25 protein-coding genes are annotated in these 23,721 nt (G+C 70.0%); 10 read left to right on the top strand and 15 right to left on the bottom strand.

What is annotated here, in order from left to right:
• Positions 1-20: 20 nt before the first annotated feature.
• From L3078_RS01070 to L3078_RS01060, 3 genes are all read left to right on the top strand, one after another.
• The gene (locus tag L3078_RS01070; protein ID WP_239749999.1) at positions 21-815 is read left to right on the top strand and encodes a class I SAM-dependent methyltransferase; all 795 of its coding nucleotides are present in this window, start codon (positions 21-23) and stop codon (positions 813-815) included.
• Between the two features lie 105 nt (positions 816-920).
• On the top strand, positions 921-1,337 hold the full coding sequence (locus tag L3078_RS01065; RefSeq protein ID WP_239749997.1) for a hypothetical protein: 417 nt from the start codon (positions 921-923) through the stop codon (positions 1,335-1,337).
• Positions 1,338-1,552: 215 nt separating this feature from the next.
• Complete coding sequence (locus L3078_RS01060) at positions 1,553-1,942, top strand: nucleoside 2-deoxyribosyltransferase (RefSeq protein ID WP_239749996.1); 390 nt, start codon at positions 1,553-1,555, stop codon at positions 1,940-1,942.
• Between the two features lie 129 nt (positions 1,943-2,071).
• On the opposite strand, the gene L3078_RS01055 is transcribed toward L3078_RS01060, so the two are convergent.
• A complete protein-coding gene (locus tag L3078_RS01055) occupies positions 2,072-2,995 on the bottom strand; it encodes a hypothetical protein (RefSeq protein ID WP_239749995.1) in 924 nt (307 codons plus the stop codon).
• A gap of 325 nt (positions 2,996-3,320) precedes the next feature.
• Here L3078_RS01055 and L3078_RS01050 point away from each other — a divergent pair, with 325 nt between their 5' ends.
• On the top strand, positions 3,321-4,031 hold the full coding sequence (locus L3078_RS01050) for a hypothetical protein (RefSeq protein WP_239749994.1): 711 nt from the start codon (positions 3,321-3,323) through the stop codon (positions 4,029-4,031).
• Positions 4,032-4,372: 341 nt separating this feature from the next.
• Here L3078_RS01050 and L3078_RS01045 read toward each other — a convergent pair whose 3' ends face one another.
• The 11 genes from L3078_RS01045 to L3078_RS00995 all read right to left on the bottom strand — a co-directional run bounded on the left by L3078_RS01045 (position 4,373) and on the right by L3078_RS00995 (position 14,900).
• Positions 4,373-5,290 carry a 3-hydroxybutyryl-CoA dehydrogenase gene (locus L3078_RS01045; protein WP_420864025.1) on the bottom strand — a complete coding sequence of 306 codons (918 nt, stop codon included), beginning with the start codon at positions 5,288-5,290 and terminating at the stop codon, positions 4,373-4,375.
• Positions 5,287-6,477, bottom strand: a complete 1,191-nt coding sequence (locus L3078_RS01040) for an acyl-CoA dehydrogenase family protein (protein WP_239749992.1) — start codon at positions 6,475-6,477, stop codon at positions 5,287-5,289. The genes L3078_RS01045 and L3078_RS01040 overlap by 4 nt, the downstream gene beginning before the upstream one ends.
• A 141-nt stretch (positions 6,478-6,618) precedes the next feature.
• Positions 6,619-7,737: an alcohol dehydrogenase catalytic domain-containing protein gene (locus tag L3078_RS01035; protein ID WP_239749991.1), complete on the bottom strand. Its 1,119-nt coding sequence runs from the start codon at positions 7,735-7,737 to the stop codon at positions 6,619-6,621.
• A 94-nt stretch (positions 7,738-7,831) separates the two neighbouring features.
• Complete coding sequence (locus tag L3078_RS01030; RefSeq protein ID WP_239749990.1) at positions 7,832-9,412, bottom strand: class I adenylate-forming enzyme family protein; 1,581 nt, start codon at positions 9,410-9,412, stop codon at positions 7,832-7,834.
• Complete coding sequence (locus tag L3078_RS01025) at positions 9,409-10,653, bottom strand: NAD(P)/FAD-dependent oxidoreductase (protein ID WP_239749989.1); 1,245 nt, start codon at positions 10,651-10,653, stop codon at positions 9,409-9,411. Before L3078_RS01025 ends, L3078_RS01030 begins: the two co-directional genes overlap by 4 nt.
• Positions 10,650-10,973, bottom strand: coding sequence for a 2Fe-2S iron-sulfur cluster-binding protein (locus L3078_RS01020; protein ID WP_239749988.1), 324 nt, complete (start codon positions 10,971-10,973; stop codon positions 10,650-10,652). Before L3078_RS01020 ends, L3078_RS01025 begins: the two co-directional genes overlap by 4 nt.
• A 40-nt stretch (positions 10,974-11,013) precedes the next feature.
• Positions 11,014-12,243 carry a cytochrome P450 gene (locus L3078_RS01015; protein WP_239749986.1) on the bottom strand — a complete coding sequence of 410 codons (1,230 nt, stop codon included), beginning with the start codon at positions 12,241-12,243 and terminating at the stop codon, positions 11,014-11,016.
• Positions 12,240-12,770 carry a cupin domain-containing protein gene (locus L3078_RS01010; protein ID WP_239749983.1) on the bottom strand — a complete coding sequence of 177 codons (531 nt, stop codon included), beginning with the start codon at positions 12,768-12,770 and terminating at the stop codon, positions 12,240-12,242. The genes L3078_RS01015 and L3078_RS01010 overlap by 4 nt, the downstream gene beginning before the upstream one ends.
• Before the next feature lie 138 nt (positions 12,771-12,908).
• Positions 12,909-13,451 (bottom strand): MarR family winged helix-turn-helix transcriptional regulator, encoded by a 543-nt coding sequence (locus L3078_RS01005; RefSeq protein ID WP_239749981.1) that lies wholly within the window; start codon positions 13,449-13,451, stop codon positions 12,909-12,911.
• Between the two features lie 22 nt (positions 13,452-13,473).
• Positions 13,474-14,322, bottom strand: a complete 849-nt coding sequence (locus L3078_RS01000; RefSeq protein ID WP_239749980.1) for a fumarylacetoacetate hydrolase family protein — start codon at positions 14,320-14,322, stop codon at positions 13,474-13,476.
• Entirely contained in the window at positions 14,319-14,900 is a 582-nt protein-coding gene (locus L3078_RS00995) for a carboxymuconolactone decarboxylase family protein (protein WP_239749979.1), read from the bottom strand. The genes L3078_RS01000 and L3078_RS00995 overlap by 4 nt, the downstream gene beginning before the upstream one ends.
• Positions 14,901-14,980: 80 nt before the next feature.
• Between L3078_RS00995 and L3078_RS00990 the strand changes: the two genes are divergently transcribed.
• The 3 genes from L3078_RS00990 (at position 14,981) to L3078_RS00980 (ending at position 19,152) form a co-directional block, all read left to right on the top strand.
• Positions 14,981-15,841 carry a VOC family protein gene (locus L3078_RS00990; RefSeq protein ID WP_239749977.1) on the top strand — a complete coding sequence of 287 codons (861 nt, stop codon included), beginning with the start codon at positions 14,981-14,983 and terminating at the stop codon, positions 15,839-15,841.
• Positions 15,838-17,442, top strand: coding sequence for a phenylacetic acid degradation bifunctional protein PaaZ (paaZ, locus tag L3078_RS00985; protein WP_239749974.1), 1,605 nt, complete (start codon positions 15,838-15,840; stop codon positions 17,440-17,442). Before L3078_RS00990 ends, paaZ begins: the two co-directional genes overlap by 4 nt.
• Before the next feature lie 78 nt (positions 17,443-17,520).
• The gene (locus L3078_RS00980) at positions 17,521-19,152 is read left to right on the top strand and encodes a bifunctional 3-(3-hydroxy-phenyl)propionate/3-hydroxycinnamic acid hydroxylase (protein WP_239749973.1); all 1,632 of its coding nucleotides are present in this window, start codon (positions 17,521-17,523) and stop codon (positions 19,150-19,152) included.
• Positions 19,153-19,276: 124 nt separating this feature from the next.
• Here L3078_RS00980 and L3078_RS00975 read toward each other — a convergent pair whose 3' ends face one another.
• Entirely contained in the window at positions 19,277-19,765 is a 489-nt protein-coding gene (locus L3078_RS00975; protein ID WP_239749972.1) for an NADAR family protein, read from the bottom strand.
• A gap of 80 nt (positions 19,766-19,845) precedes the next feature.
• Positions 19,846-20,514: a GntR family transcriptional regulator gene (locus tag L3078_RS00970; RefSeq protein ID WP_338059448.1), complete on the bottom strand. Its 669-nt coding sequence runs from the start codon at positions 20,512-20,514 to the stop codon at positions 19,846-19,848.
• Between the two features lie 93 nt (positions 20,515-20,607).
• Between L3078_RS00970 and L3078_RS00965 the strand changes: the two genes are divergently transcribed.
• The 3 genes from L3078_RS00965 to L3078_RS00955 all read left to right on the top strand — a co-directional run bounded on the left by L3078_RS00965 (position 20,608) and on the right by L3078_RS00955 (position 22,918).
• Positions 20,608-21,036, top strand: a complete 429-nt coding sequence (locus L3078_RS00965; RefSeq protein WP_239749971.1) for a VOC family protein — start codon at positions 20,608-20,610, stop codon at positions 21,034-21,036.
• A 112-nt stretch (positions 21,037-21,148) separates the two neighbouring features.
• Positions 21,149-22,090 (top strand): carbon-nitrogen hydrolase family protein, encoded by a 942-nt coding sequence (locus L3078_RS00960; protein ID WP_239749969.1) that lies wholly within the window; start codon positions 21,149-21,151, stop codon positions 22,088-22,090.
• 87 nt (positions 22,091-22,177) lie between these two features.
• On the top strand, positions 22,178-22,918 hold the full coding sequence (locus L3078_RS00955) for a DUF4253 domain-containing protein (protein ID WP_239749967.1): 741 nt from the start codon (positions 22,178-22,180) through the stop codon (positions 22,916-22,918).
• 424 nt (positions 22,919-23,342) lie between these two features.
• Here L3078_RS00955 and L3078_RS00950 read toward each other — a convergent pair whose 3' ends face one another.
• Entirely contained in the window at positions 23,343-23,693 is a 351-nt protein-coding gene (locus L3078_RS00950; protein ID WP_239749966.1) for a hemerythrin domain-containing protein, read from the bottom strand.
• Positions 23,694-23,721 lie beyond the last annotated feature (28 nt).

Here is a 23,721-nt window from a genome sequence, read left to right as displayed (position 1 = left end):
CCGGCGGCTATCGTCGCCAGATGCCTGAAGTTCCTGAGGAGTTCGACACCGCGATGACCACCTGGCGGGAGTGGCAGGACGCCCCCTGGGGCCGACTGCGCTACTCGATCGCTGAGGCAAACCTGCTCCGTCACTTCGACGACCTGGGCGGCGAATCGCTGCGGATACTCGATCTCGCCGGCGGCGACGGCGGAGACGCCCTCCGCCTCGCGGCCCGCGGGCACCATGTCACCATCGTTGACCACGCGCCCGCCATGCTCGCCGCGGCCACCGAGCGAGCCGTGGCAGCAGGCGTGACGGAGCTGATCACCTGCGTCGAGGCAGATGCGACCGATCTGCCCCGCGACCTCGCCAAGGGCGAGTTCGATGTCGTGCTCTGCCACAACCTCCTGCCATACATGGACGACGTCCCAGGCACTCTCACCTCAGCACTCTCGCCCCTGAAAGCCGGGGGCCTGGTCTCCGTCATGGCGATCAACCGGCATTCGGCACCCCTGAACATCGCCGTCCGGGAGATGGACCCCGCGGCCGCGCTCGCCGCACTCGACACCGATCAGGCTCGCACACAGATGTTCAATTCCGCGCTGACGCTCCACACCGCCGACGAGATCATCCTCACCCTGCGAAAGCTCGGATGCCGGGACATCTCCCACTACGGCATCCGCAGCTTCTGCGACTACATCACCGACGACGCACGCAAGCACGAACCAGGCTTCTACGCAGACCTCGAACGCCTCGAACTCGCCACCACGGCCCGGCCGCCCTACATGCACACTGCCCGGCTCTTCCAACTCACAGCCTGGAAGCCGAGTTAGGCCGTTTCGTTCGGTTCACCGAACCCTTGGCGTGTGTGCTGTGCTCCTCGGGTACGGCGCCTCCGACGCCCTCTGTAGCCTGGCTGTACGAGGGGGGAGCTGATCGTGGAGAACATACTGTCCGTGGCCATCGGAGCCGCTGTCGGCCTCATCGGGGTGGTGTTCGGGTCGTGGTTCACCGCGCGCCGACAGGACCGCATGTGGCTTCGCGAACAGAAGCTCAAAGCCGGGATCGGCTTCAACACGGCCGTAGTCCAGCTACTGGACCACCTGAAGGAAACACAGCTGAGCGACGACGGTCCGGGCGCCAACGAGTTGGTGGACCGGCTGCAGGAAGCACGCTCAGCCCTCTACCTGCTCTGCTCCGACGACACCGTCGATCTCGCCGATGCTCTCGCGCGTCGGGTCTGGAGCACCCAGCCCACCAACGGCAGGGACGACCGCCGGACCGAGTTCCGAGTGACGTTGGACCTCCTGCGTCGCTTCACCCACCAACTCCGACAAGAGATCGCCAGCTCGTAGTCACCACTGAATCACCGGGCGGGAGCAGTTGGCGGATCACGCGGGAGGAGTACGGGCTGCCAGGGTGCCAGGTGGAAATGCTCTTTCAGCATGGCGTCGGTCGTAGCCTAGAGTGCTGTCGCGAGGGTGTTCACGTCGCTCGTCACCAACAATCCTGCACACCTTCTTCCTCGTCTCCGCAGGCACTTCTGGGACCACACCACCAGGAGGAACCAGTGTCATACCCGCAACTGTTCACTCCCGAGGAGAAGCTCGCCGACGCGAAGAAGCTGTTGAGTCTCCCGCGAATCGTCGTGATCTGCGGGTCCACCCGCTTCATGACCGAGATGAACGAGGCCGATCTGCGGGAGACCAAAGCCGGAAAGATTGTCGTCAAACCGGGCTGTGACATGAAGTCGCCGCGCGAACTTGGGTCCGATCCTCTCGAGGCCGAGGCGCTGAAGGTTCGACTCGACGATCTGCACCGGGCGAAGATCCGACTCGCTGACGAGGTGCTCGTGGTCGGCGACTACATCGGAGACAGCACCCGAGCCGAAGTCGCCTACGCCCGGTCGCTGGGCAAACCCGTGCGGTTCACGCACCCCGAAGTCGACCCTAACGCCTGAGCACCCGCTCACAACTCGACAACCAGGGCTAGCATTGACCGCCGCCCACCCCGCACCTTTCGCAGATGTTCCGTGGAGTTGATCATCCAGAAGCGTCCAGCCGTCGGCCGATCTCGGCAGGCCGCGTGCTCACGATCCCTGGGTGATGGTCTTTTCTCGCATCATGGTCTCCAGTTCCTCGTCGGACAGCGGGTGCAGTGTGTTGAGCAGGTGGCGCAGACCCGGTTCGTCGAGGGACTGGCTGGAGGCCTCGACCTCCGCGCCGCGGTGCTCGCGGATCAGTCTGATGTGGTGGCCGTCGTGGGGGAGGGCACTGGCAACCCGGATCTCGCCGTGCTCGTCCACGGTGCAGGTCACGTCCTTCTGCACGAGCAGGGCGCATGTCGCTTTCGGCGTGTGCGGCGAGCGAACCGTCAGGTTCACGTATCCGCTCTGGTCCGGCTCGACGGGGCGGTAGTCGACGCTGAAATGGCCGTGACCCACCACGGCTTGGGAGACCCGCATCCCCGGCGGGGGGTCCGCCACGTACAGCAGCTCAGGACGCTCCCGGTACCGCGCGACCTCGGCAGCGTGCCGACGCTGATCCGCCTGCTGCGGACCGACGAGGCCCCCGTAGACCCCGCATGCCGCCAGCACGGCGATCGCCCCCAGCCGCACCCACCGGCTCGGTACGAAGAACGCCGCGGCCACGGCGTACGGCAGTCCGGTCAGCGCGATCCGCATGCCGGCGCTCCCCAGGTCGACCTCCTCGCCGTAGGCGGCCAGGCCGGCCAGGACGCCGAGCGTGCCGAGGACGAACACGAGGACCGCCCAGCCGAATCGACGTGGCGTGGAATCGCACAGTGGCACGACCGTTCGTGCCGGGAGGCCCGCCGTGGCCAGCAGGATCACCGTCAGTGGTACGCCCAGCGCGAAGGCCGACACGGCGGACCCCGTGCCGCCGCCCCAGCCCGCCATCAGCAGCCCGAATCCGAGTACCGACATCGCGGCGGCCATCGTCGCCCAGACCAGAAGGAGATGAAGTGCCGTCAGTGCGCCTCTGCCACTCGTCATGCCAGCAGGCTGCCATCCTGTGTTCCGGCGGACATGAGTACTTCTACTCAGTGCGTTCCCCTCCCTCATCGACGGCGTGCTGGCGCACAGCCCCGCCGTCCCCGGCGGCCAGATCGGACGCGCCCTACGCGCCCCACGCGGCCCGGCCCCGTGTTCCCGTGCGCCAAGGCGGCGGGATCCGGGAGTTACGGAACAGGGACAACTCGGTGCAACCGCCCCCCACCCGTCCGCGTCTCCGCTCCTGCCCAGCGCGAATGCCGGGCCATAGCACGACGGGGAGTGACGAGTGAACCGATCCAGGGGATGGGCGAGACGGGTGTCCCAGGTGGCCGCCGCAGGGCTGGTCGCGGGGCTGGTCGTGGCCTGCGGGCCGAAGGACTCGGCTGCGGGGGAAGCGGCCGTGAGCGGGAAGCCGGACAAGACGTCGAAGCCGGCGACCGCCACACCGGCCAAGTCGCCTGACAATCCGGCCAAGTCGCCCGACAGCCCGGCGAAGACACCCGGTGCCCCCACCACCGCTCCGTCCCCGAAGCCGAGCGGTACGGCAGCCGGTGGCGCCAAGGCCCTGACCTGCGAGCAGTTGCGGAACGCGTCTCTGGACGGCGGAGGGCTGGAGGGATACGGCATCTCAGGAGCCGCGCTCAGCGCAGGACGCTGGGAGGGCGCGGACGGTGTCGTGATCGAGTTGCAGCCGCAGTGCGCGATCGGTGACATCGCCGGGGACAGCGCGCCCGACGCCGTGGGAGCCCTGAAGATCTCGACCGGTGGCACCGGCAAGTTCTACACGCTGGTGACCTGGCGCAACGACGGCGGCACCCCCGTCCCCGCAGCCGCCGCCGAGCTCGGCGACCGTACGCCCGTGGTCTCCATCGCCTTCCCGTCCGGCGGGGCACCACGACAGGTGACCGTCGTCTACCGGACCCGCGGCGACGACGATCCGGCGGCCGTCGTCACCCTCACCCGTACCGCTGTGTACGAGGTCAGCGAGCCCACCATGGTGGAACTGCACCACAGCGACGCCCCGTACACGCCGTAACCGGCGACAACCTGGCCCGCAGGGGTACGCCCAGGGATGCCGAGTTCGACGCGAGCGACCCGGAAGGGGCCCCGACCGGGCGCTCAGCGTGCGGATCACCAGCGAATTCGAGCTCGAGCCGACCGAACGGAGACATGGCGACGCCTGCGCGCCAATGCCCGGGCAGCACCGATCCGTCGGGCGGGACGGGTCCGTTCGAGGGGGCGGGTGAAGCCGCTGATCGTCAGACGTGGGACGTCGGCGAGGAGGTCAGGGCGGGGTCGGGTGCCACGATCGTCTCCACCCGCACCGGCTCGCCCTTGACCGGTGCGATCACGCCGCGAACTTCCTGCGTCATGAGCTCAGTTGCCCTTCTGGGCATCCGAGTAGTCGTGGAAGCCCCGGCCCGACTTACGGCCGAGCAGCCCGGCCTCCACCATGCGCAGCAGCAGGGGTGGCGGGGCGTGCAGGGGGTCCTTGAAGTCCGCGTACATGGCTTCCGCGATGGCGGTGAGGGTGTCCAGGCCGATCAGATCGGCCAGGCTCAGCGGGCCCATGGGGTGGGCACAGCCCAGGACCATGCCGGTGTCGATGTCCTCCGCGGACGCGTGACCGGACTCCAGCATGCGGATCGCCGAGAGCAGGTAGGGGACCAGCAGGGCGTTCACCACGAAGCCGGCGCGGTCCTGGGCGCGGATCACTTTCTTGCCCAGCACGTGGGTGACGAAGTCCTCCGCCCTGGACTGCGTCTGCGGAGCCGTCAGCAGAGAGGGCACGATCTCGACGAGCTGCAGAACCGGGACCGGGTTGAAGAAGTGCACCCCGATCACCTGGTGCGGCCGGGTGGTGGCCATGCCCAGTTTCATGATGGGCAGGGAGGAGGTGTTCGACGCGAGCAGCGCGTCCTCGCGTACGACGACGCGGTCGAGGGCGGTGAACAGTGCGGTCTTCACCGCCTCGTCCTCGGTCGCCGCCTCCACCACCAGGTCCCGGTCGGCCAGGTCCGCGAGGTCGGTCGTGACGCGGACGCGGTCGCGCGCGGCATCCCGTTCCGTGTCGGTGAGCTTGCCGCGCCGTACACCGCGGTCGAGGGAGGCGGTGATCCTGGACCGGCCCGCCTCGGCGGCGTCCGGGTGCACCTCGTGGACGACCACGTCCAGCCCGGCCCGTGCGCAGACCTCGGCGATACCCGCGCCCATCAGTCCACAACCGACGACACCGATCCGCCGGATGTCCGGACCGCCGTGCACCCGAAGGCCGTGAGCCGGACCGTCGTTCACCGGAACGCCGCCTGGCCGGTCAGGGCCTGGCCGATCATGAGCGTGTGCATCTCGACGGTGCCCTCGTAGGTGAGGATCGACTCGAGGTTGTTGGCGTGCCGGATGACCGGGTACTCCAGGGAGATGCCGTTGGCGCCGAGGACCGTACGGGCGGTGCGGCAGATGTCGAGTGCGGTACGGGTGTTGTTGAGCTTGCCGTAGCTGACCTGCTCGGGGCGCAGTCCGCGGTCGTCCTTGGCGCGGCCGAGGTGGAAGGCGAGCAGGATGCCCTTGTTCAGCTCGATCGACATGTCGGCGAGCTTGGCCTGGGTCAGCTGGAAGGAGCTGATCGGGCGGTCGAACTGGACGCGGTCGCCCGCGTAGGCCAGCGCGGTCCGGAAGGCGGAGCGGGCGGCGCCCATCGCGCCCCAGGCGATGCCGTAGCGCGCCTCGTTGAGGCAGGAGAGCGGTCCGCGCAGACCCCGCACCCGGGGCAGCACGGCGGAACCCGGCAACCGTACGGAATCCAGGACCAGTTCGCTGGTCACCGAGGCCCGTAGCGACATCTTGTGCTTGATGGCGGGGGCCGAGAACCCGGGGGTGTCGGTGGGGACGACGAAACCACGGACACCGTCGTCGGTGCGCGCCCAGACCACGGCCACGTCGGCGACCGAACCATTGGTGATCCACATCTTGCGGCCGTCGAGCACCCAGTCCTCGCCGTCACGGCGCGCGGCGGTGCGCATGCTGCCCGGGTCGGAGCCGGAGTCGGGTTCGGTGAGGCCGAAGCAGCCGATGGCGGTGCCCGCGGCGAGGCGGGGCAGCCACTCCTCCTTCTGCTCCTCGGAGCCGAAGGCGTGGATCGCGTACATGGCCAGCGAGCCCTGTACGGAGACCAGGGAGCGCAGTCCGGAGTCGGTCGCCTCCAGTTCCAGGCAGGCGAGGCCGTAGTCGACGGCGCTCATCCCGGCGCAGCCGTAGCCCTCCAAGTGCATGCCCAGCAGGCCGAGTTCACCGAGTTCCTTGGTGAGCCCGCGGATGTCCTCGATGGCTCCCTGTTCGAACCACTCGGCGATGTGCGGCTCCACGCGACGGTCGCAGAAGGTGCGGACGGCGTCACGGACGGCGCGCTCGTCCGGGGTCAGCAGGGTGTCGAGTTCCAGGAGGTCGAGGGGGTCAGCCGGACGGCCGGCGTGCGAGGCGTGCATCGGTACTCCAGACAGAGGGGGTTAGACAGAGGGGGGAGGAGGGGGCCGTCGGCCAGGGGGGAGTTGCCGACGGCCCCGGCTGTGGGGCGTTACGGAGGGGGTCGGCCGCGAGCCGTTACGGAGGAGGGCGGCCGCGAGCCGTTACGAGGTGGCCCGTGGACTGATGATGAAGTTGCTGAAGCCGCCGTTGCGTTCGGCGATGCCGCTGATCACCTCGTTGACCTGCTCCAGCGGATACACGTGGTGTTCCAGCGGGCTGAGGTCCAGCAGGCCCGCCCCCACCATGTCCGCCATGGTCTGCCCCTCGGCGGAGGTGAACCACGCCGAGCCGATCAGCCGCAGCTGCTGGTCCATCATCCGGTGGATGTCGATCGGCAGATCACCGGCGACGGCACCGATGTTGACCGCGATCCCGCCGCGCGCCATGGCCCGCATGCCGGCCCGGAACGTCTCGTGCGGGGCACCCGGGCCGAGCGCGTCGATGTAGATGTCGGCGCCGTAACCGCCCGTCTCCTCGCGGACCCAGTCGTCCAGCGGGCCGTCGTCCAGCGAGTGCAGGCGCAGCCGGCCGCCCGCGAGCTTGCCGACCTGGTCGAGCAGACCCCGGTCCCGACCGGTGCCGTACACATCGGTGAGGCCCATGGCGGGGGCGAGCAGCGCGGCGGCGATGCCGAGGGTGCCGCTGATGCCGTTGATCAGGATCGTCTTGCCCGGGCCCGCCTCCGCCTTGCGCAGCGCCGAGTACATGGTCCCGATGTAGCCGAAGCGGGCCGCGGCCTCGAAGGAGAGCGAGTCGGGCAGTTTCACCAGGCTGTACGCCGGGGCCACCATGTACTCGGCGAGTCCGCCCTGGTAGCGGTCGAGCAGGTCGAGCGCGGTCGCGGAGAAGCCGAAGTAGCCGGCGAAGGCGTAGCTGGCGCAGTTGATCGAGTCGCCGCCGCGGCAGGCGCGACAGGAACCGCAGGAGCGGCCCGGGTTGACGTAGACCCGGTCACCGGGCTTGAACGCCTGGACGCCCTCGCCGACCGCCTCGACCACGCCTGCCGGGTCCAGGCCGAAGATCGCCGGGAGAGTGGGCAGGGGGCTGTGCGGGAACCAAGTGGTCCACATGTTCAGGATGTTGGCGAGGTTCGGGACGATGTTGACGGCGTGCACGGCCACCCGGACGTCACCGGGGCCGGGCTCGGGAACGGGGAGTTCCTCGATCCGCATCGGCTCGCCGACGGCGTGCATCCGCGCGGCTCGCATGGTCGCACTCATGGGCTCTCCTGGGTGTGGTGAGGGAGCTGTCGCCGGAGGTACCGGCGGCGTGTGCGTGGGGGGAGTGGGGGAGCGGGAAGGGCTCGGACGGGGATCAGACGTCGAGCAGGGTGGTGAGGCGCTGCCGCTGGAGCTTTCCGGTGGCTCCGCGCGGCAGCGCGGGCACGACGCACAGGCGCCGCGGCCACTTGTGCCGGGACAGCCGGCCGTCGAGGTGGGCGCGGAGGTCGTCCAGGGTCGGTTCGCCGGCGTCCGTGACCAGGAAGGCCGTCACCAGCTCGCCCCAGACCGGATCCGGTGTCCCGGACACCGCGACCTCGACGACACCCGGGAAGTCGGTCAGCGCGTTCTCGACCTCGGCGGGGTCGACGTTCTCGCCGCCGGTGATGATGGTGTCCTTGACCCGGCCGGCGACCTCCAGCCGGCCTTCGCTGTCGAAGAGCCCCCGGTCCCCGGTGCGGAACCAGCCCTCGCCGTCCGTCACCGGCCGTGTCCCGGCGGACGTCCAGTACGCCGACGCGACCGACGGACCGCGCACCCAGATCTCGCCCGCCGTGCCGACCGGGGCGGGGGCCCCCGCCGGATCGACGACCCGCAGCTCGACATGGGGCGCCGGGTGTCCGGCCACGGCAGTCGTGTCGAGCGCGGAGTACGTCACCCCCGCGCAGGTCTCCGTCAGGCCGTAGGAGTCCACGACCGCGATGCCGCGCTCGTGGAGGCGCTCCCTGGTCGCGGTCTGGGCGGGTGCTCCGCCGGAGAGCAGCCACCGCAGGCCGTCGAGGTCCTCGCCCGGGAAGCGGGGGTGACGGGTCAGCAGGGCCGCCATGGCCGGTACGGCGAAGGCACACGTCGCCCGGTGGTCACGGACCAGATCGATGAACAGATCCGGGTCGAACTTCGGCGCCAGGACCACCGTTCCGCGACGGGCCCAGGTGTACTGCGGAAGCCCGCCCAGCACGGCCACGTGGGCCAGCGGCGTGGAGACGAGAGCGACGTCGTCCGGGCCGACGGGCAGCCGGTTCAGGCCGTTGACCATGCTCCAGCGCAGGTTGTCGTGGGTGAGCGCAACTCCCTTGGGGCGCCCGGACGTTCCTGAGGTGAACGCGATGACCGCGATGTCGTCCCCGGCCGGGGGAGGGGGCGCCTCGATCGCGGGCGCGGAAGGCTCGTCGACGGGGTGCAGCACCTCCCACGTGAGGACCTCCTCGGCGAACCCGGCCTCGGCGAACCCGGCCTCGGCGAACCCGGCCTCCGCGAACCCGGCCTCGGCGAACCCGGCCTCGGCGAACCCGGCCTCCGCGAACCCGGCCTCGGCGAACCCGGCCTCGGCGAACCCGGCCTCCGCGAACCCGGCCTCGGCGACGACCGCTCGCGGCGCCGTCTCCTCGCGGATGACGGCGAGCTCGGCGCCGGTGAGCTGGGGGTGGACGGGGACGAGGACCGCACCCATCCGGGTCACCGCGAACATCGTGACGAGGGCCTCGGGACGGGCCGCTCCCTGCATCACCACGCGATCGCCCGCGCGCACCCCGAACCCGTGGAGACGGGCGACGGTGTTCCGGATGGCCAGATCCAGCTCGGCGTAGGTCCAGGAACGGTCCTGGAAGACCAGAGCGGGTCGCGAACCGGCCTCGGCCGCGCTCGCCACGAGATGGGCACCGAACCAGTCGTTCATCCGCGCACCCCCGCCGCCCGTCGAGCCCGGGTCAGGGCGCCGAGTGTCGATCCCACGAGGTCGGCGGCGCACACCGGCGCGCTCTGCTCCAGCAGCCGCCGGGCGGCCAGGTGCTCCGCGGGCCAGTTCAGCGTCTCCACGGCCACCAACCGGTCGTCGCGGAAGGCGTAGGCCGCCAGCCGTTCCGGGGAGTCTCCGGTCGCGAGGTAGACGTCGTCGGTGCTCGCGCGGAGTCCGGCGATCTGGAGCTTGATGTCTCCCTGGTCGCTCCAGAACCACGGCAGGTTCGTGTACGGCACGGGGGCGGAACCGGCGATCCGGCGGCCGACCAGGGCCCCCTGATCGGTGGCGTTCTGCACGGACTCCAACCTGACCAGCCCGTCCGCGCACGGATGCGGGTGGCGAGCGCAGTCACCCACGGCGAAGACCCGTGGATCGGTGACCGAGCGGAGCTGATCGTCGACGATCACGCCGTCGTCCACCGCCAGACCGGCGTCCCGCGCGAGCTCGTCGCGGGGGACGGCGCCGATGCCGTAGACGACGAGGTCGGCGGGCAGCACGCCACGGTCCGTGACGACTCGCTGTACGTGGTCCGCGCCCTCGATGGCCTGCACGGCCGTCCCGGTGAGGATCCGTACGCCGCTGCTCTCGTGCCGCTCCCGCAGATGTTCCTGCACCTGCGGGGAGACGGCCCGGCTCAGCAGCCGTTCGGCCAGCTCGACGACCGTGACGCGCGCGCCCCGGGCCTGGGCGACCTGGGCGAGCTCCAGCCCGATGAACCCGCCGCCCACGACGACCACCTCGCGGGCCGTCGTCAGCGCCTGGCCGATGGTGAGGGCGTCGTCGAGTGAGCGCAGGGCGTGGACGCCGTCCAGCTCGGCGCCGGCGACGGGCAGCGGCCGGTTGCGTGCGCCGGTCGCCAGTACGAGGTGCTCGTAGGGCAGACGGGTTCCCGAGGCGGTGGTCACGGCGCGGGCGGCGATGTCCACGGCGACCACGGCATCACCGAGCCGCAGATCGATGTCCCGCTCGCGGTAGAAGGACTCCGGCACCAGCTCGACGCGGACGGGATCCGTGTGCGCCTTCTTCGACAACGGCGGCCGCTGGTACGGCAGATGAGGCTCGGAAGCACAGACGGTGACCGGCCCGTCGTAGCCGGAGGAGCGCAGGGTCGACACGACACTGAACCCGGCCTGTCCACCGCCGACGACGACCACACCCGCGGTGCTTGTGCGCGTCATACCTGCTCCTCGGGTACCCGCACGACCAGGCCGTCGAGTGCGTCGGACAGCTGGACCTGGCAGCTGAGCCGACTGGTGGGCCGGCGTTCGGCGGCGGTGAAGTCGAGCATCTCGTCCTCGACGTCGTTCGGGGGCCCCACCAGTTCGCTGTGCCGGGCGTCGACGTAGACGTGGCAGGTGGCGCAGGAGGCGTTGCCGCCGCACTCGGCGACGATGCCGTCGACTCCGTGGGACACGGCCGCCTGCATGAGCACGGTTCCCGAGTCGGCGGTGACCTTGCGCTGGGTGCCGTCGGGCAGCTCGAAGATGACGATGGGCATGAAGTCCTCCCGGTGGGGACGGCTCAGGTGCTTGCCGGGTTCAGGCGGCTTGCCAGGTGACGTGCAGTGAGGTCAGGCCCCGGAAGACCCAGCCCTCCACGCGGTCAGCCGCGCCCTCGACGAGGCGGAGCTGCTTGAGGCGGTCGAAGACCAGGGGCCAGGCGAGCGCGCTGACCTCGTGGCGCGCGACCCACGCGCCCATGCAGAAGTGCGGTCCGCCGCCGAAGGCGAGGTGGGGGCGGTGCGGGCGGTCGATGTCGAACTCGTCGGCACGCTCGAAGACGGACTCGTCCCGGTTGCCGGACGCGATCACCAACGCCACCCGGCTCCCGGCGGACAGCCGCACACCGGCGATGTCGTGGTCCTGGGTGAGCTGGCGCGGGTACATACCGATCGGTGACACCCAGCGGGCGGTCTCCTCGAACACCCGCTTCCACAGCGCCGGTTCGCCGAGCACCCGGCGCTGGACGTCGGGGCGGCTCAGCAGAGCCCAGGCGCCCACACCGAAGACGTCACGCGGTTCGTTGACGCCGCCGCCGATGATGACCTTGACGTTGTTCTGGATCTCGGTGAGCCCCACCGGCTCGGCCGCGTTGACCATGGAGGAGATCACCGAACCGTCGGGCTCGCGCCGGACCGCCGCGGCGATCTCGGCGACCGCGTCCTCGATGGCCCGGGTCGCCCGTTCGGCGCGCAGCCAGAGGTCGGGGTCGTCCGCGTAGTTGCTGTTGCCGGCCATCATGGCCCGCGACCAGTCGGCGATGTCGCCGGCCGTGGCGTTGCGCAGGCCGAGGACCAGGGCCAGGTTGGCCGCCGCGAGGGGTTCGGCGAAGTCGGCGATCAGGTCGGCCTCGCCGCGCCGGGCGATCCGGTCGAGCAGCTCGTGCGCGGTCTTCTCGAAGGCCCCGGCCCACAGGTTCCGGACCTGGCGGGGCCGGGTGGGCGGCTCGGCCGCGGCCCGCAGCCGCCGGTGTTCCGGGTCGTCCTCGCGGAGCATGTTGGGGCCGACGGTGCGCAGCAGGAGCGAGCCCTCCTCGCGCGAGCTGAACACCTCGGGCAGCTTCTCGGCGTGGACGATGTCGTCGTACCGGGTGAGCAGGTGACGGCCCACGGAGGGCACCCAGGCGAGCGGTGCCTCGGCGCGCAGCCGTGCGTAGGCGGGATAGGGGTCCCGGCGCAGGTCGGCGAGGTCGAGGTCGACGACGGGTGCGCCGGGTGCCGCGGTGGCGGGGGCGCCGGCGTGGCTTCCGCCGGTGGCGGGGGCGCTCATGACGAGGTTTCCGCGCCGATCAGGACGAAGAACACCGTGGCGGGCTCGGTGCCGAGGTTGCGCCAGGCGTGGCGCGTGCCGTTCTGCACGCAGAGGTCACCAGGTCTGAGGACCGTGGTCTCCCCGCCGTCGAGATCGAGGACGATCTCTCCGCCGAGCACGACGCCGTAGTCCACCGTCGGGGTCGTGTGCATCCCCGGGTTCTCCGGTTCGAACAGCTCGGCGAGACCGGGCGTGCCCTCCAGCTGCTCGGCCGCAGCGGCGGCGGGATCCCAGGACGGGTCGGCGTAGACACTGGCCGGCGGGAAGGTGACGGTCAGGGCGATCGTCTCGCCAGGGGCCGGCACATAGGACTTCAGGGTCTCCGTCGGGTCGGCCGACGGGGCGGCGGGAGCCGTCGTGTTCCACACCAGGGAACGGGCGAAGCCGGGGGTGTGGGTGTACTGACGTGAGACGGGCGGCTCTCCGTCGCTGACGATCACGGGCTTGCCACTGGGATCGACACCGGTGACGACACGACGGACCATGATTCTCTCCTTTGAGAAACACCTGCTGACAAGCTCTGGACGTTAGAGGTGTGACAGTAAGAGTCCTGACGAATACGTGAGAGTGAGTGATCTGCGCGGGCCCTAGTCCGCGTGGTGTGAGTGGCCGGTGTGTGCCGGTCAGTCTGCGGCCGGAGTGTCCTGATTGACCAGGGTGCGCAGCAGGTGAACCAGCTCACTGAGCTGGTCGTCGCGCAGTACGCCGGTCCAGGCGCGCTCGCGCTTGGTCTGGGCCTCGATGGCCTGGCGCAGCGTCTCGCGGCCTTCCGCGGTGAGCTCCACGAACAGCTGGCGGCGGTCGGACTCGACCCGCTCGCGGGTGACCAGGCCCCGGCTCTCCAGGGTGGCCAGCGCGCTGGAGATGCTGGCCCGGGTGGATCCGGAGACCCGGCCGATGTCCTGCTGGCCGAGCGGGCCGTAGACCCACAGGGCATTGAGGATCCGGAAGCCCGCCCAGGTCAGGCCGAGCGGCCGGTGGACGTGCTTCTCGAAGTCCTTGGTGAGCCGGGCTTCGAGGCGGGTGAGATCGGTGACCATCTCGATGGCGTCGAGGTCCCGGGGCTCGGTCGTGCCCAGCTCACGATGGTGGTGGCGCAGCAGCTCCGAGAACTCCCGGGTCCGGCTCGCGCCGGCGATCTCCGTCTCGCGCACGGTGTCCGTCACGATCTCCCGCCCTTCCCTCTGCCTAGCCGCCGACGACCGGATTGACCATAGTGCCCACGCCCGTGACTTCCGTACGCAGGACCTTGCCCTCGGTCAGGTACAGCCGCGGAGTGCGGCGGACACCGCAGCCGGCCGGGGTCCCGGTGAAGATCAGGTCGCCGGGCTCGAACGTCACCCGCTTCGACAGCCAGGCGATCAGCGCGGGCACCGGGAAGATCAGGTCCGAGGTCCGGCCTCGCTGGACCTCCAGGTCGTCGACCCAGCCGGCCACTTCGATGTCGTCGGGGTCCTCGAACTCGTCGACGGTGACCAGGAAGGGGCCGATCGGGCTGAAGGTGTCGTACGACTTCGGCAGCGTGAACTGGTTGATCGGCTTGCGCCACTGCTCGCGCCGGTCGCTGACGTCCTGCCCGGCGGTCACGCCCGCGACGTACGACCAGGCGTCGGCCTCGGAGATGTTCTTGCCGACCCTGCCCATGACGACGACGAGTTCGGCCTCGAAGTCGACCTTGTCGTACTGCGGTTCGACCACGATGTCGTCGTAGGGGCCGACGACGGACGAGGCGAACTTGGCGAACACGGACGGTTCGTCGGGCACGGGGAGGTTCGACTCCTCGGCGTGCGCCCGGTAGTTGAGGGCCACCCCGATCGCCTTGTACGGCTTGGCGACCCGGCCCAGGTCACGCCGGTCGAACGGCTGCCAGTCCGCCTCCGCGGCCCGCTCGGCGAGCGTACGCAGCTCGTCGTGGAGGGAGAGGTCGGAGAGGACCTCCAGGCGGGCCTCGATCGCGCCCTTGCTGGCGGTGGCGATGTCGAGGGCGCGGTCGTCGCGGACGACGACGGGGCGGCCGGCGAGGTTGGCGAGCTTCATGCGGCTGCTTCCTTGTGGTCGGGGAGCTGGGGGAGGGGCAGGGCGGCCTCGCCCTCCACCTGGACGCCGAGGGTGTTGATGACGGTGGCGATGGTGAGGTACTGGCCGACGGTGTAGAGGACGTCGATGATCTGCTCGACGCTCAGGTGCGCCTCCAGACGGCTCCACAGCTCGTCGTCGACGCTCTGGCGGTCGAGCAGCGAGTCGGTGGCGCCGAGCAGTACCCGGTCGAGTTCGTCGAGGTCGTCCCAGGCGCCGGTCGCGGCGGCGAGGAGCGTCCCGTCGGTCAGCCCCGCCCGGCGGGCGATGCGGACGTGCTGGTCCCACTCGTATGCCGCCCCCGCCCGGGCGGCGATCCGCAGGATCATCAGCTCGCGGGACCTCAGCGGCAGGGTGTTCTTGCCCAGCACGTGGTTGCCGAAGACGAGGAAGCGGCGCAGCGCGTCCTCGTGGTGCGCCAGGGTCGCCCAGATCGTGTAGATCCGGCCGTCCTGATCGCGGTACGGCGCCAGCGACGCCAGGGTCTTCTCCTGCAGATCGGCCTCGTCGACGGGCCGCACGCGGGCTTTCTCGGGCACTGGATCCTCCTCGGCTCGATGGCGTCAACGTATTCGTCAGAGTCTTGACCGTCAAGGGTCTAACAAATAACGTCGTCGTCATGACGATCCAGAGCCTTGGGTACGTGGGCATCGGCACGCCCGACCCGACAGCATGGGCGGACTACGCCCGCACAGTGATAGGCCTCGCGGTCGAGCCCGGAGACCCGGAAGGGCCCGTACGTCACCGGCTGCGGATGGACCAGCACCCGTTCCGCATGTGGCTGACGGAGGCGGAGACCGGCGGCGTCACGGTCATCGGCTGGGAGGTCCGCGACCACATGGCGATCGAGGCGATGACGGTGCGCCTCAAGGAAGCCGGCATCGACGTCACCGTCGGCACCGAAGAGGAGTGCCAGGACCGCCAGGTGGCCCGGATGGTGCACTTCACCGGCCCGCTCGGCATCCGCACCGAGCTGTTCTGCGGCCGCCGCCTCGCCCCGAGCCAGTTCGTCTCACCGCTGGGCGTGGACTTCGTGACCGGGGAGCAGGGGCTCGGACACGTGGTGATGAAGACGCCGCACGTGCAGGAGGCGGTGGACTTCTACTGCGACGTCCTGGGCTTCCGGCTCAGCGACACCGCCGACTACCCGTGGGGCACCTTCTACTTCCTGGGCTGCAACCCCCGACACCACAGCATCGCCTTCATCCGGTCGTACAAGAACGAGGGCACCCACCACATCCTGTGCGAGGTGACCAGCCCCGAGGAGGTCGGGCGCGCCCTGGACCGCACACGTGAGCACGACGTCAAGCTCATGGCGACGCTCGGCAAGCACGCCAACGACGGGATGTTCTCCTTCTACATGAACTCGCCGGCCGGCTTCGGCATCGAGATCGGCGCGGGCGGAGTGCAGGTCGACGAGGCCACCTGGGTGAGCCGCGTCTACACCGCCGACATCTGGGGCCATCACCCGGTCGCGTGACGTTCTGCCCCTGCCAGGCAAGTCTCCCCTCCGACGAAAGCGGTCTGTTCGCCATGCTCCAGAGCTATCTGCGGGACACCTGGACCACGCCCACGGCCACGCACGCGTCGGCGGCCGAGGTGCACGACGCGGTCACCGGTGACCTGGTCTGCCACGTCTCCTCCGAAGGCCTCGACCTCGACGCGGCGTTCACCCACGCACGACGCGTCGGCGGACCGACCCTGCGCGCCCTCACCTTCCACCAGCGAGCCGACCTCCTCGACGCGCTCGCCGCCGCCGTCCGAGCCCGACGCGAGGAGCTGTACGCCCTGTCGTCCCGGGCCGGTGCCACCCTCAACGACGCCCGCTACGACGTCGACGGCGGCATCCGCGTCCTGCGCGACTACGCCACCCGGGCCCGGGCCGAACTGCCCGACGCCCCCGTCCTCGTCGAGGGACCGGCCGAACGGCTGGGCAGGGGCGAGGACTTCCTCGGCGTCCACCTCTGCACCCCCTCACCGGGCCTGATGCTGCAGGTGAACGCCTTCAACTTCCCCGTCTGGGCCCCGCTGGAGAAGCTGGCCCAGGCGCTGCTGGCCGGACTGCCCAGTGTGGTGAAGCCCGCCACCCCCACCGCCTACCTCACCGCCCATCTCGTGCGGATCGCCGCCGAGTCCGGAACCCTCCCGCCCGGAGCACTCCAGCTGGTCGTGGGTTCGGTACGCCCGGCCCTGGACCTGCTGCGGGAACAGGACGTGCTCTCCTTCACCGGCTCGGCCGCCACCGCCGCGACGCTGCGCACCCACCCCAACGTGGTGGCCCGCTCGGTCCGCTTCAACGCGGAGGCCGACTCCGTCAACGCCATCGTCCTGGCGCCGGACGTCGATCCCGGATCTCCCCTGTTCGAGGCGTTCGTCCGCGAGGTCGTGACCGAGATGACCGTCAAGGCGGGCCAGAAGTGCACCGCCATCCGCCGCGTCCTCGTCCCGCGCCAGCACGAATCCGCCGCCCTCGACGCGATCTCCTCCGAGTTGGCCGGCGTGACCATCGGCAACCCCACCGCGGAGGGCGTCCGGATGGGCGCCGTCGTCAGCCTCGCGCAGCGGGACGACGTACGCCGGGCGGTGCGCCGGATCGCCGAGTCCGGCCGCTTCGTCCACGGCGACCCCGACAAGGTCCGCGTGGTGGACGCGGACGCCGAGCGGGGTGCCTTCCTGGACACCCTCCTCGTCTCCGCGGACCCGGACGCCGCCGCACCGCACGAGGTCGAGCCGTTCGGACCGGCGGCGACCGTGCTGGCGTACCGCGACACGGCACACGCCATGGACCTGGTGGCGCGCGGCCGAGGCAGTCTCGCCGCTTCCGTGGTGGGCGACGACCTCGCCTGGACGACCGCCTTCGTCCAGCAGGCGGCACCCTGGCACGGGCGACTCCACCTGCTCGACTCTACGAACATGGCACAGACCACGGGGCACGGATCGCCGCTCCCCGCCCTCCGGCACGGTGGCCCTGGGCGGGCCGGCGGCGGATCGGAGATGGCGGGCATCCGCGGCGTGGTGGACCTGATGCAGCGCACCGCGCTCCAGGTCTCACCCCGGCTGCTGGACGCGCTGTCCGCCTGACCGCCGTGCGGAGGGCGCCGGGCACGACGACCGGAACGGCCGCACCGTCGCGCGGCGCCGACCACTGAAGGGGATGTCATGGGTGACTCATTCGATGCCGATGCCGATGCCGATGCCGATGCCGATGCCGATGCCGATGTCGCGATCGTGGGCCTGGGGCCAGTCGGTGCCACAGCGGCCAACCTGGCCGCCGAACTCGGGCTGTCCGTCGTGGCCTTCGATCGCGCCACCGCCGTGGAGTCGCGGCCCCGAGCCATAGGCCTCGACCATGAAGCCATGCGCGTCTTCGCCAACCTGGGCCTGGCCGACGCCTTGGCGCCGCACACCATGCCGTACAGGCCGTCCGAGTACCGCAACCGCCACGGACAGGTCATCAAGCGGCTCGACACCGCACCACCACCCCATCCGCTGGGCTGGGCGCCCAACTACGTCTTCCTCCAGCCCGAACTAGAAGGCGCGTTGCGTCGGCGCCTCGCCGACGCCGACGGCGTCGAGGTGCGCCTCGGAACGACGGTGACGGACGTGCGTGCCGACGACGAGGGCGCTCGCGTCGAGGCGGTGGACGACACCGGTGAACGGCGGACGTACCGTGCGCGGTACGTCCTCGCGTGCGACGGCGGCGGCAGTCGCACCCGGACACGACTGGGGCTGTCCATGCGCGACCTGGAGTTCGACGAGCCGTGGCTGGTGGTGGACATCCTGTTGCGGCCCGGCGCGGGGGAGACGCTTCCCCGGACCAACGTCCAGTACTGCGAGACGGAACGCCCCAGCACCTACGTGGTGGGGCCGGGCCGTCTGCGCCGCTGGGAGTTCATGATCAACAAGGGTGAGGTCCCGGAGGACATGACCGATCCCACCGTCGTCCGTACGCTTCTGTCGCGGTGGCTGCGGCCGGGGGAGTACGACCTGTGGCGGGCGGCCTCCTACCGTTTCCACGCACTCGTTCTGAGGCAGTGGCGTGCCCAGCGGCTGTTCTTCCTCGGAGATGCCGCCCACATGACGCCTCCTTTCCTCGCGCAGGGCATGTGCCAGGGCATCCGGGACGCCTCCGGCCTCGTATGGAAGCTGGCCGCGCATCTGCGCGGCGGTGCCGGTGACCATCTCCTCGACACGTATCAACTGGAGCGTGAGCCCCATGTCGTCCAGGTGACGGCCGCTGCAAAGGAGTTCGGGCGGATCATCTGCGAGCGTGACGAGCTTGCTGCCGCGCGACGGGACGCGGAACTGCTGGCCGAGCTGGCGGCCTCGCCCCGGGGAACGATCCGTCAGTCACTCATCCCGGGCCTCAGCGGGGGATTCGTCGCCCCTGAGCGCTTCCCCGTCCGGGGCCACATCCTGCCGCAGCCGCAGGTCACCGACAGTGCGGGACGGAGCGCGCTGCTGGACGAATTCACCGGCACCACCTTCCGCCTTGTGCTGACGGACGAGGCGGACGACAGTGCCGTGGCGGCCGCGCTGAGCAAGCATCGGGCCGAGGGAAGCTTCCCGGTCGAGCTGGTCCACCTGCACCAGGGCGCGGCACCAGCCCGACAGGGCGCCTACCGGGAGGAGACCAACGTCCTGAGCGCCTGGCTGAGCGAGCACTCGTGCGAGGCGGTCCTGGCTCGACCCGACCACTACACCTTCGGCGGCGTTCACGACGCGGCCGACCTCGACGGGCTTCTCACCGCCGCCCGGCAGCGGTGGACGAGGGTGGCCGCCGCCGGCTGAGCCGCCGTCATAAGACCAGCGAGGGTCGCTGCTGCTGCGCTTGGAGTCCCCCGTGAGCGGCTGCTCCGCACCATGGCGCAGACGCGCCAGCCGGTGCCATTGGCATCCCGCACATGTGGTTCAGTTACCGGCGAGGGCGGCCAACACCGTTGTGTTCTTCGGCGAGTTCGGCGAGTTCGGCGCGGAGTCGGCTGCGGGTGCGCATGAGGATCTTTCCGAGCATGTTCTTGCCGGTCCCGGTCCTGCCGCGCCCCCAGTAGTGATCCGCGGTGGTGTCCTCGACGATCTCTTCGTCACCGGTGGACAGCAGAACCTCACAAATGTCGCCATGCGTACGGAACTTGGTCGCCACCGCACGGCGCATCACGTCGTCCTTGACCCGCTCCCAGTCCCTCCGCAGAGGCTTGGACGCATCACGCCCCAGCTCGGCTGCCCGCAGTGGAGTACGAGCGCGCCGGACGAGTTCGGCGTGCCGGGTGCCGGCGAACTTCTGCGCCTGGAAGTAGTGCTCCGAAGTGGGCCACCACAACCCGTCGAGGTCGAAGCCATGATCGGAGAAGTTCGAGAAGCATCCGTACGGAACCTCGTCGGCACCGTAGAAGTAGATCGTCATGAGGACCTCACGGGAGTCACTGAAACCCGCACAGTGTCAGACACACTCCCGCCGCCATCAACCAGTTTTCGGAGGCTCGGCTACTCCGTCGTGTCCGCCGCCTTGAGGAGTTCGAAGGCGTGGCTCCTGTGTTCCGCGAAGAGCCGGAGGGCGCGCTCGGTGTCGCGTGACTCCAGGACATCGGCGAGTTCGCGGTGTTCGACCTCGATGTGCCGGGCGTAGTCGTTCTCGCCGAGGCCCATGCGCATCAGCAGGAACAGGTGCACCTGGGAGCGGATGGCCTGCCATGCCTTCTCCAGGCGGCCGTGATGGGCGGCGGCGTAGACGGCGTCGTGGAACTCCAGGTCCAGCCGCACGATCGCGTGATCGTCCTCGGCGTGGGCCATCCGGTCAACGGCTCTCCGGACGGACGCCAGGTCCTCCTCCGAGGCGTGCTCCACGAGGCGTTCGACGGCCAGCTGCTCCAGCGCCCCGCGGAGGCTGTTCAGCTCCTCGGCGTCCTGTGCGGACAGGTTCGTCACGGTGGTCCCGCGATGCCATTCGCTCTGGACGAGGCCTTCGCGCTCCAGCCTCAGCAGCGCCTCGCGCACCGGGCCACGGCTGACCTGGAGGGCCGTGGCCAACTCGACCTCGCGCAGCTGGGCTCCGGGTGCGTAGACGCCGGAGAAGATCGCTTCGCGGACACGGTCTGCGACCTCGTTCGCCATGCCGCGTCGGCGGGCCGGTGCGATGCCGCTCTGGTTACTCACTTCGCTCACCCTTGCTGCTCGATGTAGCAATGTTAACATTCAGACATTCACTGTCAGTGCTACCGCCACTCTTCCGAACGGAAGGAAAAAATCGTGACCACGCACGAACGACCGGTCCCGCCCTTCCACCTGGCCGTGCCGGTCGACGACCTGGCGGCGGCTCGCCGCTTCTACGGCGAGATCCTGAACTGCAGCCCGGGCCGCAGTTCCGACACCTGGATCGACTGGAACTTCCGTGGCCATCAGCTCGTGACTCACCTGGCGCCGCGTGGCGAGCCGGTCCACAACCCGGTCGACGGCCACGACGTACCCGTCCCGCACTTCGGCCTCGTCCTGTCCGTCCCCGACTTCCACGCACTCGCCGAACGCCTCCGTGCCGCGGACACCACGTTTGTCATCGAGCCCTGTCTGCGGTTCGAGGGGCAGCCCGGCGAGCAGTGGACCATGTTCCTCAAGGACCCGTCGGGTAACGCCCTGGAGTTCAAGGCGTTCGCCGACAGCTCGCAGATCTTCGCAGTGTAGTCAGCATGGCCGGCGGGGCCGCCGCGCTCGGTCCGCCGACCGCCCTGCCCACCGTCGGCTGATCCCGTCAGCCGCTCATCTCACCCATCGAAGCGACCCAGGAGACAACGACATGCGTGTTGCCGCCGCACAGGCCAGGCCGCACTGGCTCGATTCGTCAGCCACGACCAAGAAGGTCGTCGCCTGGCTCGAGAGCGCGGCCGAACAGGGTGTACAGCTGATCGCCTTCCCCGAGACCTTCCTGTCCGGCTACCCGTCCTGGCTGGAGCACACGGGCGGCGCCCGCTTCAACGACGCAGCGCAGAAGCGCGCCTACGCCGCGTACCTGCAGGCTGCGGTCGAGCTCGACGGCCCGGAACTCGCCCAGATCACCGAAGCCGCACGAGACCTGGGCATCTTCGTGTACCTCGGCACCACGGAACGAGGAGTCGGTACCGCCCGAGGAACCGTGTTCTGCACCCTGGTCGCCATCGACCCCGGCGCCGGCATCGTCAGCGCCCACCGCAAGCTCATGCCCACCCACGAGGAACGACTGGTCTGGGGCCTCGGGGACGGCAACGGGCTGCGCGTGCACAAGGTGGGCCCCACCCTGGTGGGAGGCCTGAACTGCTGGGAGAACTGGATGCCGCAGGCCCGTCACGCCCTCTACGCGCAGGGCGAGGAACTGCACATCAGTGTCTGGCCCGGCAACCCCCACAACACCGCCGACAACAGCACCTGCTTCATCGCCCGCGAGGGGAGGATGTTCCACCTCGCTGCCAACGGGCTGCTCTCCCTGGCCGACGTCCCTGCCGACTTCCCGCTGCGCGCCGAGCTGGAGGAGGTCGGCGTGACCGACTACTGCCGTGGTGGCTCCGCCGTGGCGGCCCCGGACGGCACCTGGATCGTCGAGCCGGTCGTGGACGAGGAGCGTCTCGTCATCGCCGATCTGGACTTTGCCAAGGTCCGGGAGGAGCGTCAGAACTTCGACCCGGCCGGCCACTACAGCCGTCCGGACGTCTTCGCCGTCGAGGTGGACCGTCGGCGCAGGGAGGCATCGCACTTCCGCGACTGACCGGGGGCAGGGGCAACTGCCCTGTCCCGCAGTCGGGGTGGCCCTGCGGGTGGCTGCGCTGTCGGTACCACGGTCTACGGTGTGGCCATGTCGTTCGCACTGCCCAGCGGCCTGCCTCCCGGCCGGTTCCTGTCTCGTGGCCCCGTACGCCCCGTACCGGTGTGGGTCTCTGACGAATTCCCCCAGGACGCCGAACGGCTGTGGCCTCGCCTGCTGAGCGAGCACAGTGCACACGGCCTGGTTCCCCTCCTGTGCCGGCCCGATGCCATGGGAAGGCCGCTGAGCCTGGACCACGTCGACACCGTCCGCCTGGCGGAGGTGCTGGCCGCGGACTTCGCCGAGTACCGCGGCAGGAGGCTGCCCTTCTGGACGGACCCGACGCCGGCCCCGGTACCCGAAGGCATCGAGCCCTGGCCGCACGACCCGGGGCCGCCCTTCGAACAGTGGCCGGGCCTGACACCGGGGAGTCCGGTCGCGGCCGCAGGTCCGACGCCGGACGAGGCTGCGTCAAGCCTGCTGGCCGGGCTCATGAAGTCGGGTCAGTTCGGGGTGGACGAGTGTCGGCTCGTTCTCGTCCCTGCCGATCGCGGCAGCGATGCTCTGGCGTTGATCGGCTGGTCGGCGGAGGCACCACTGCCTCTGCTGTGTGCACTCCTGCGGAGCTGGGAGGACCGCTTCGGCGCCCGGGTCGTGGCGGTGTTCGGCAGCGAGCTGCACGTATCGGTCGCGAGACCTCCCGTGGAACCAGAGCACGCGAACCAACTCGCCTTGGAGCACGTGCTGTCGACGGCGACCAACGTCGTCGATGACCCGCCCCCCCTTCCCTGAGTACGCGACGGAACTTGCCGGACGGGCTTCCTGGTCGTTCTGGTGGGACTAGGCACGACCGTCGGGCTGTGTCGTAAGTGATCGGCGCGATCGCCTGGAGCTTTCCAGTGGCGCCGGACGCTGCGGCGCGCGAAGACGACGACGCCGGCCGCCGCGGCGGCCGTGGCGGCGGTGACCAGGGCCGCGCGGCGGGCGGCGGGGGAGGTGAGGGGAGCAAGGTCGCGTAGCCGGTCGAAGACACTGAGCGGGGGGCCGCTCAGCACGTTGCCGGGCGGGCGACGCGGCACCGCGGGGTGGGGATGGGTGGGCGCGCCGGCGCGCACCGCCTCCCAGGCGGCTCCGATCTGCCGCAGTCGGCGGTCTCCGAGCGCGTCACGCATGCGGGGCAGCAGCTCGTCCTCCTCGTCACGGATGTCCTCGGAGATCAGGGCGAACGCTCGGCGGAGCGGCGGGGATCGTCCGGTGATTTTTCGACCTGAGCGATCAGCTCGTTGATCTCCTGATGTTCCTGCTCGACCCGCGCTGTGAGGGCCTGGCCGTCGGCACTGACGCGCCGTAGGAGGGGCCACAGGACGGTCTCCTCGGCGAAGGCATGACGGAAGACCAACTGCACGATGTCTCCCCACAGTTCCTTCTGTTCCTCGGGCGTGGTGGTGGCGCTCCCGTAGCGGTTCATCATCGCGTCGAGGTCGGCGTGATCGCGTCGCTGTCGCACCAGGATGCTGTCCTCGCCTCCGAGCTGGGCAGCGTCCTGTTCGCTGATCGAGATGGTCATGATGAACCTTCCGGGGACGAACCCTGCC

The organism is Streptomyces deccanensis (genome assembly GCF_022385335.1).
Classification (GTDB): Bacteria; Actinomycetota; Actinomycetes; order Streptomycetales; family Streptomycetaceae; genus Streptomyces; species Streptomyces deccanensis.
This window is presented reverse-complemented; position numbering and strand designations above follow the sequence as displayed.

Bases quoted from the DNA above. Each gene is read 5' to 3' on its own strand.
- L3078_RS01030 (WP_239749990.1), bottom strand. From the start codon at position 9,412: ATGAACGACTGGTTCGGTGCCCATCTCGTGGCGAGCGCGGCCGAGGCC.
- L3078_RS00950 (WP_239749966.1), bottom strand. From the start codon at position 23,693: ATGACCATCTCGATCAGCGAACAGGACGCTGCCCAGCTCGGAGGCGAG.
- L3078_RS01040 (WP_239749992.1), bottom strand. From the start codon at position 6,477: ATGCACGCCTCGCACGCCGGCCGTCCGGCTGACCCCCTCGACCTCCTG.
- L3078_RS00975 (WP_239749972.1), bottom strand. From the start codon at position 19,765: ATGACGATCTACTTCTACGGTGCCGACGAGGTTCCGTACGGATGCTTC.
- L3078_RS00990 (WP_239749977.1), top strand. From the start codon at position 14,981: ATGACGATCCAGAGCCTTGGGTACGTGGGCATCGGCACGCCCGACCCG.
- L3078_RS01010 (WP_239749983.1), bottom strand. From the start codon at position 12,770: ATGGTCCGTCGTGTCGTCACCGGTGTCGATCCCAGTGGCAAGCCCGTG.
- L3078_RS00955 (WP_239749967.1), top strand. From the start codon at position 22,178: ATGTCGTTCGCACTGCCCAGCGGCCTGCCTCCCGGCCGGTTCCTGTCT.
- L3078_RS01070 (WP_239749999.1), top strand. From the start codon at position 21: ATGCCTGAAGTTCCTGAGGAGTTCGACACCGCGATGACCACCTGGCGG.
- L3078_RS01015 (WP_239749986.1), bottom strand. From the start codon at position 12,243: ATGAGCGCCCCCGCCACCGGCGGAAGCCACGCCGGCGCCCCCGCCACC.
- L3078_RS00960 (WP_239749969.1), top strand. From the start codon at position 21,149: ATGCGTGTTGCCGCCGCACAGGCCAGGCCGCACTGGCTCGATTCGTCA.
- L3078_RS01000 (WP_239749980.1), bottom strand. From the start codon at position 14,322: ATGAAGCTCGCCAACCTCGCCGGCCGCCCCGTCGTCGTCCGCGACGAC.
- L3078_RS01035 (WP_239749991.1), bottom strand. From the start codon at position 7,737: ATGAGTGCGACCATGCGAGCCGCGCGGATGCACGCCGTCGGCGAGCCG.
- L3078_RS00980 (WP_239749973.1), top strand. From the start codon at position 17,521: ATGGGTGACTCATTCGATGCCGATGCCGATGCCGATGCCGATGCCGAT.
- L3078_RS01055 (WP_239749995.1), bottom strand. From the start codon at position 2,995: ATGACGAGTGGCAGAGGCGCACTGACGGCACTTCATCTCCTTCTGGTC.
- L3078_RS01020 (WP_239749988.1), bottom strand. From the start codon at position 10,973: ATGCCCATCGTCATCTTCGAGCTGCCCGACGGCACCCAGCGCAAGGTC.
- L3078_RS01025 (WP_239749989.1), bottom strand. From the start codon at position 10,653: ATGACGCGCACAAGCACCGCGGGTGTGGTCGTCGTCGGCGGTGGACAG.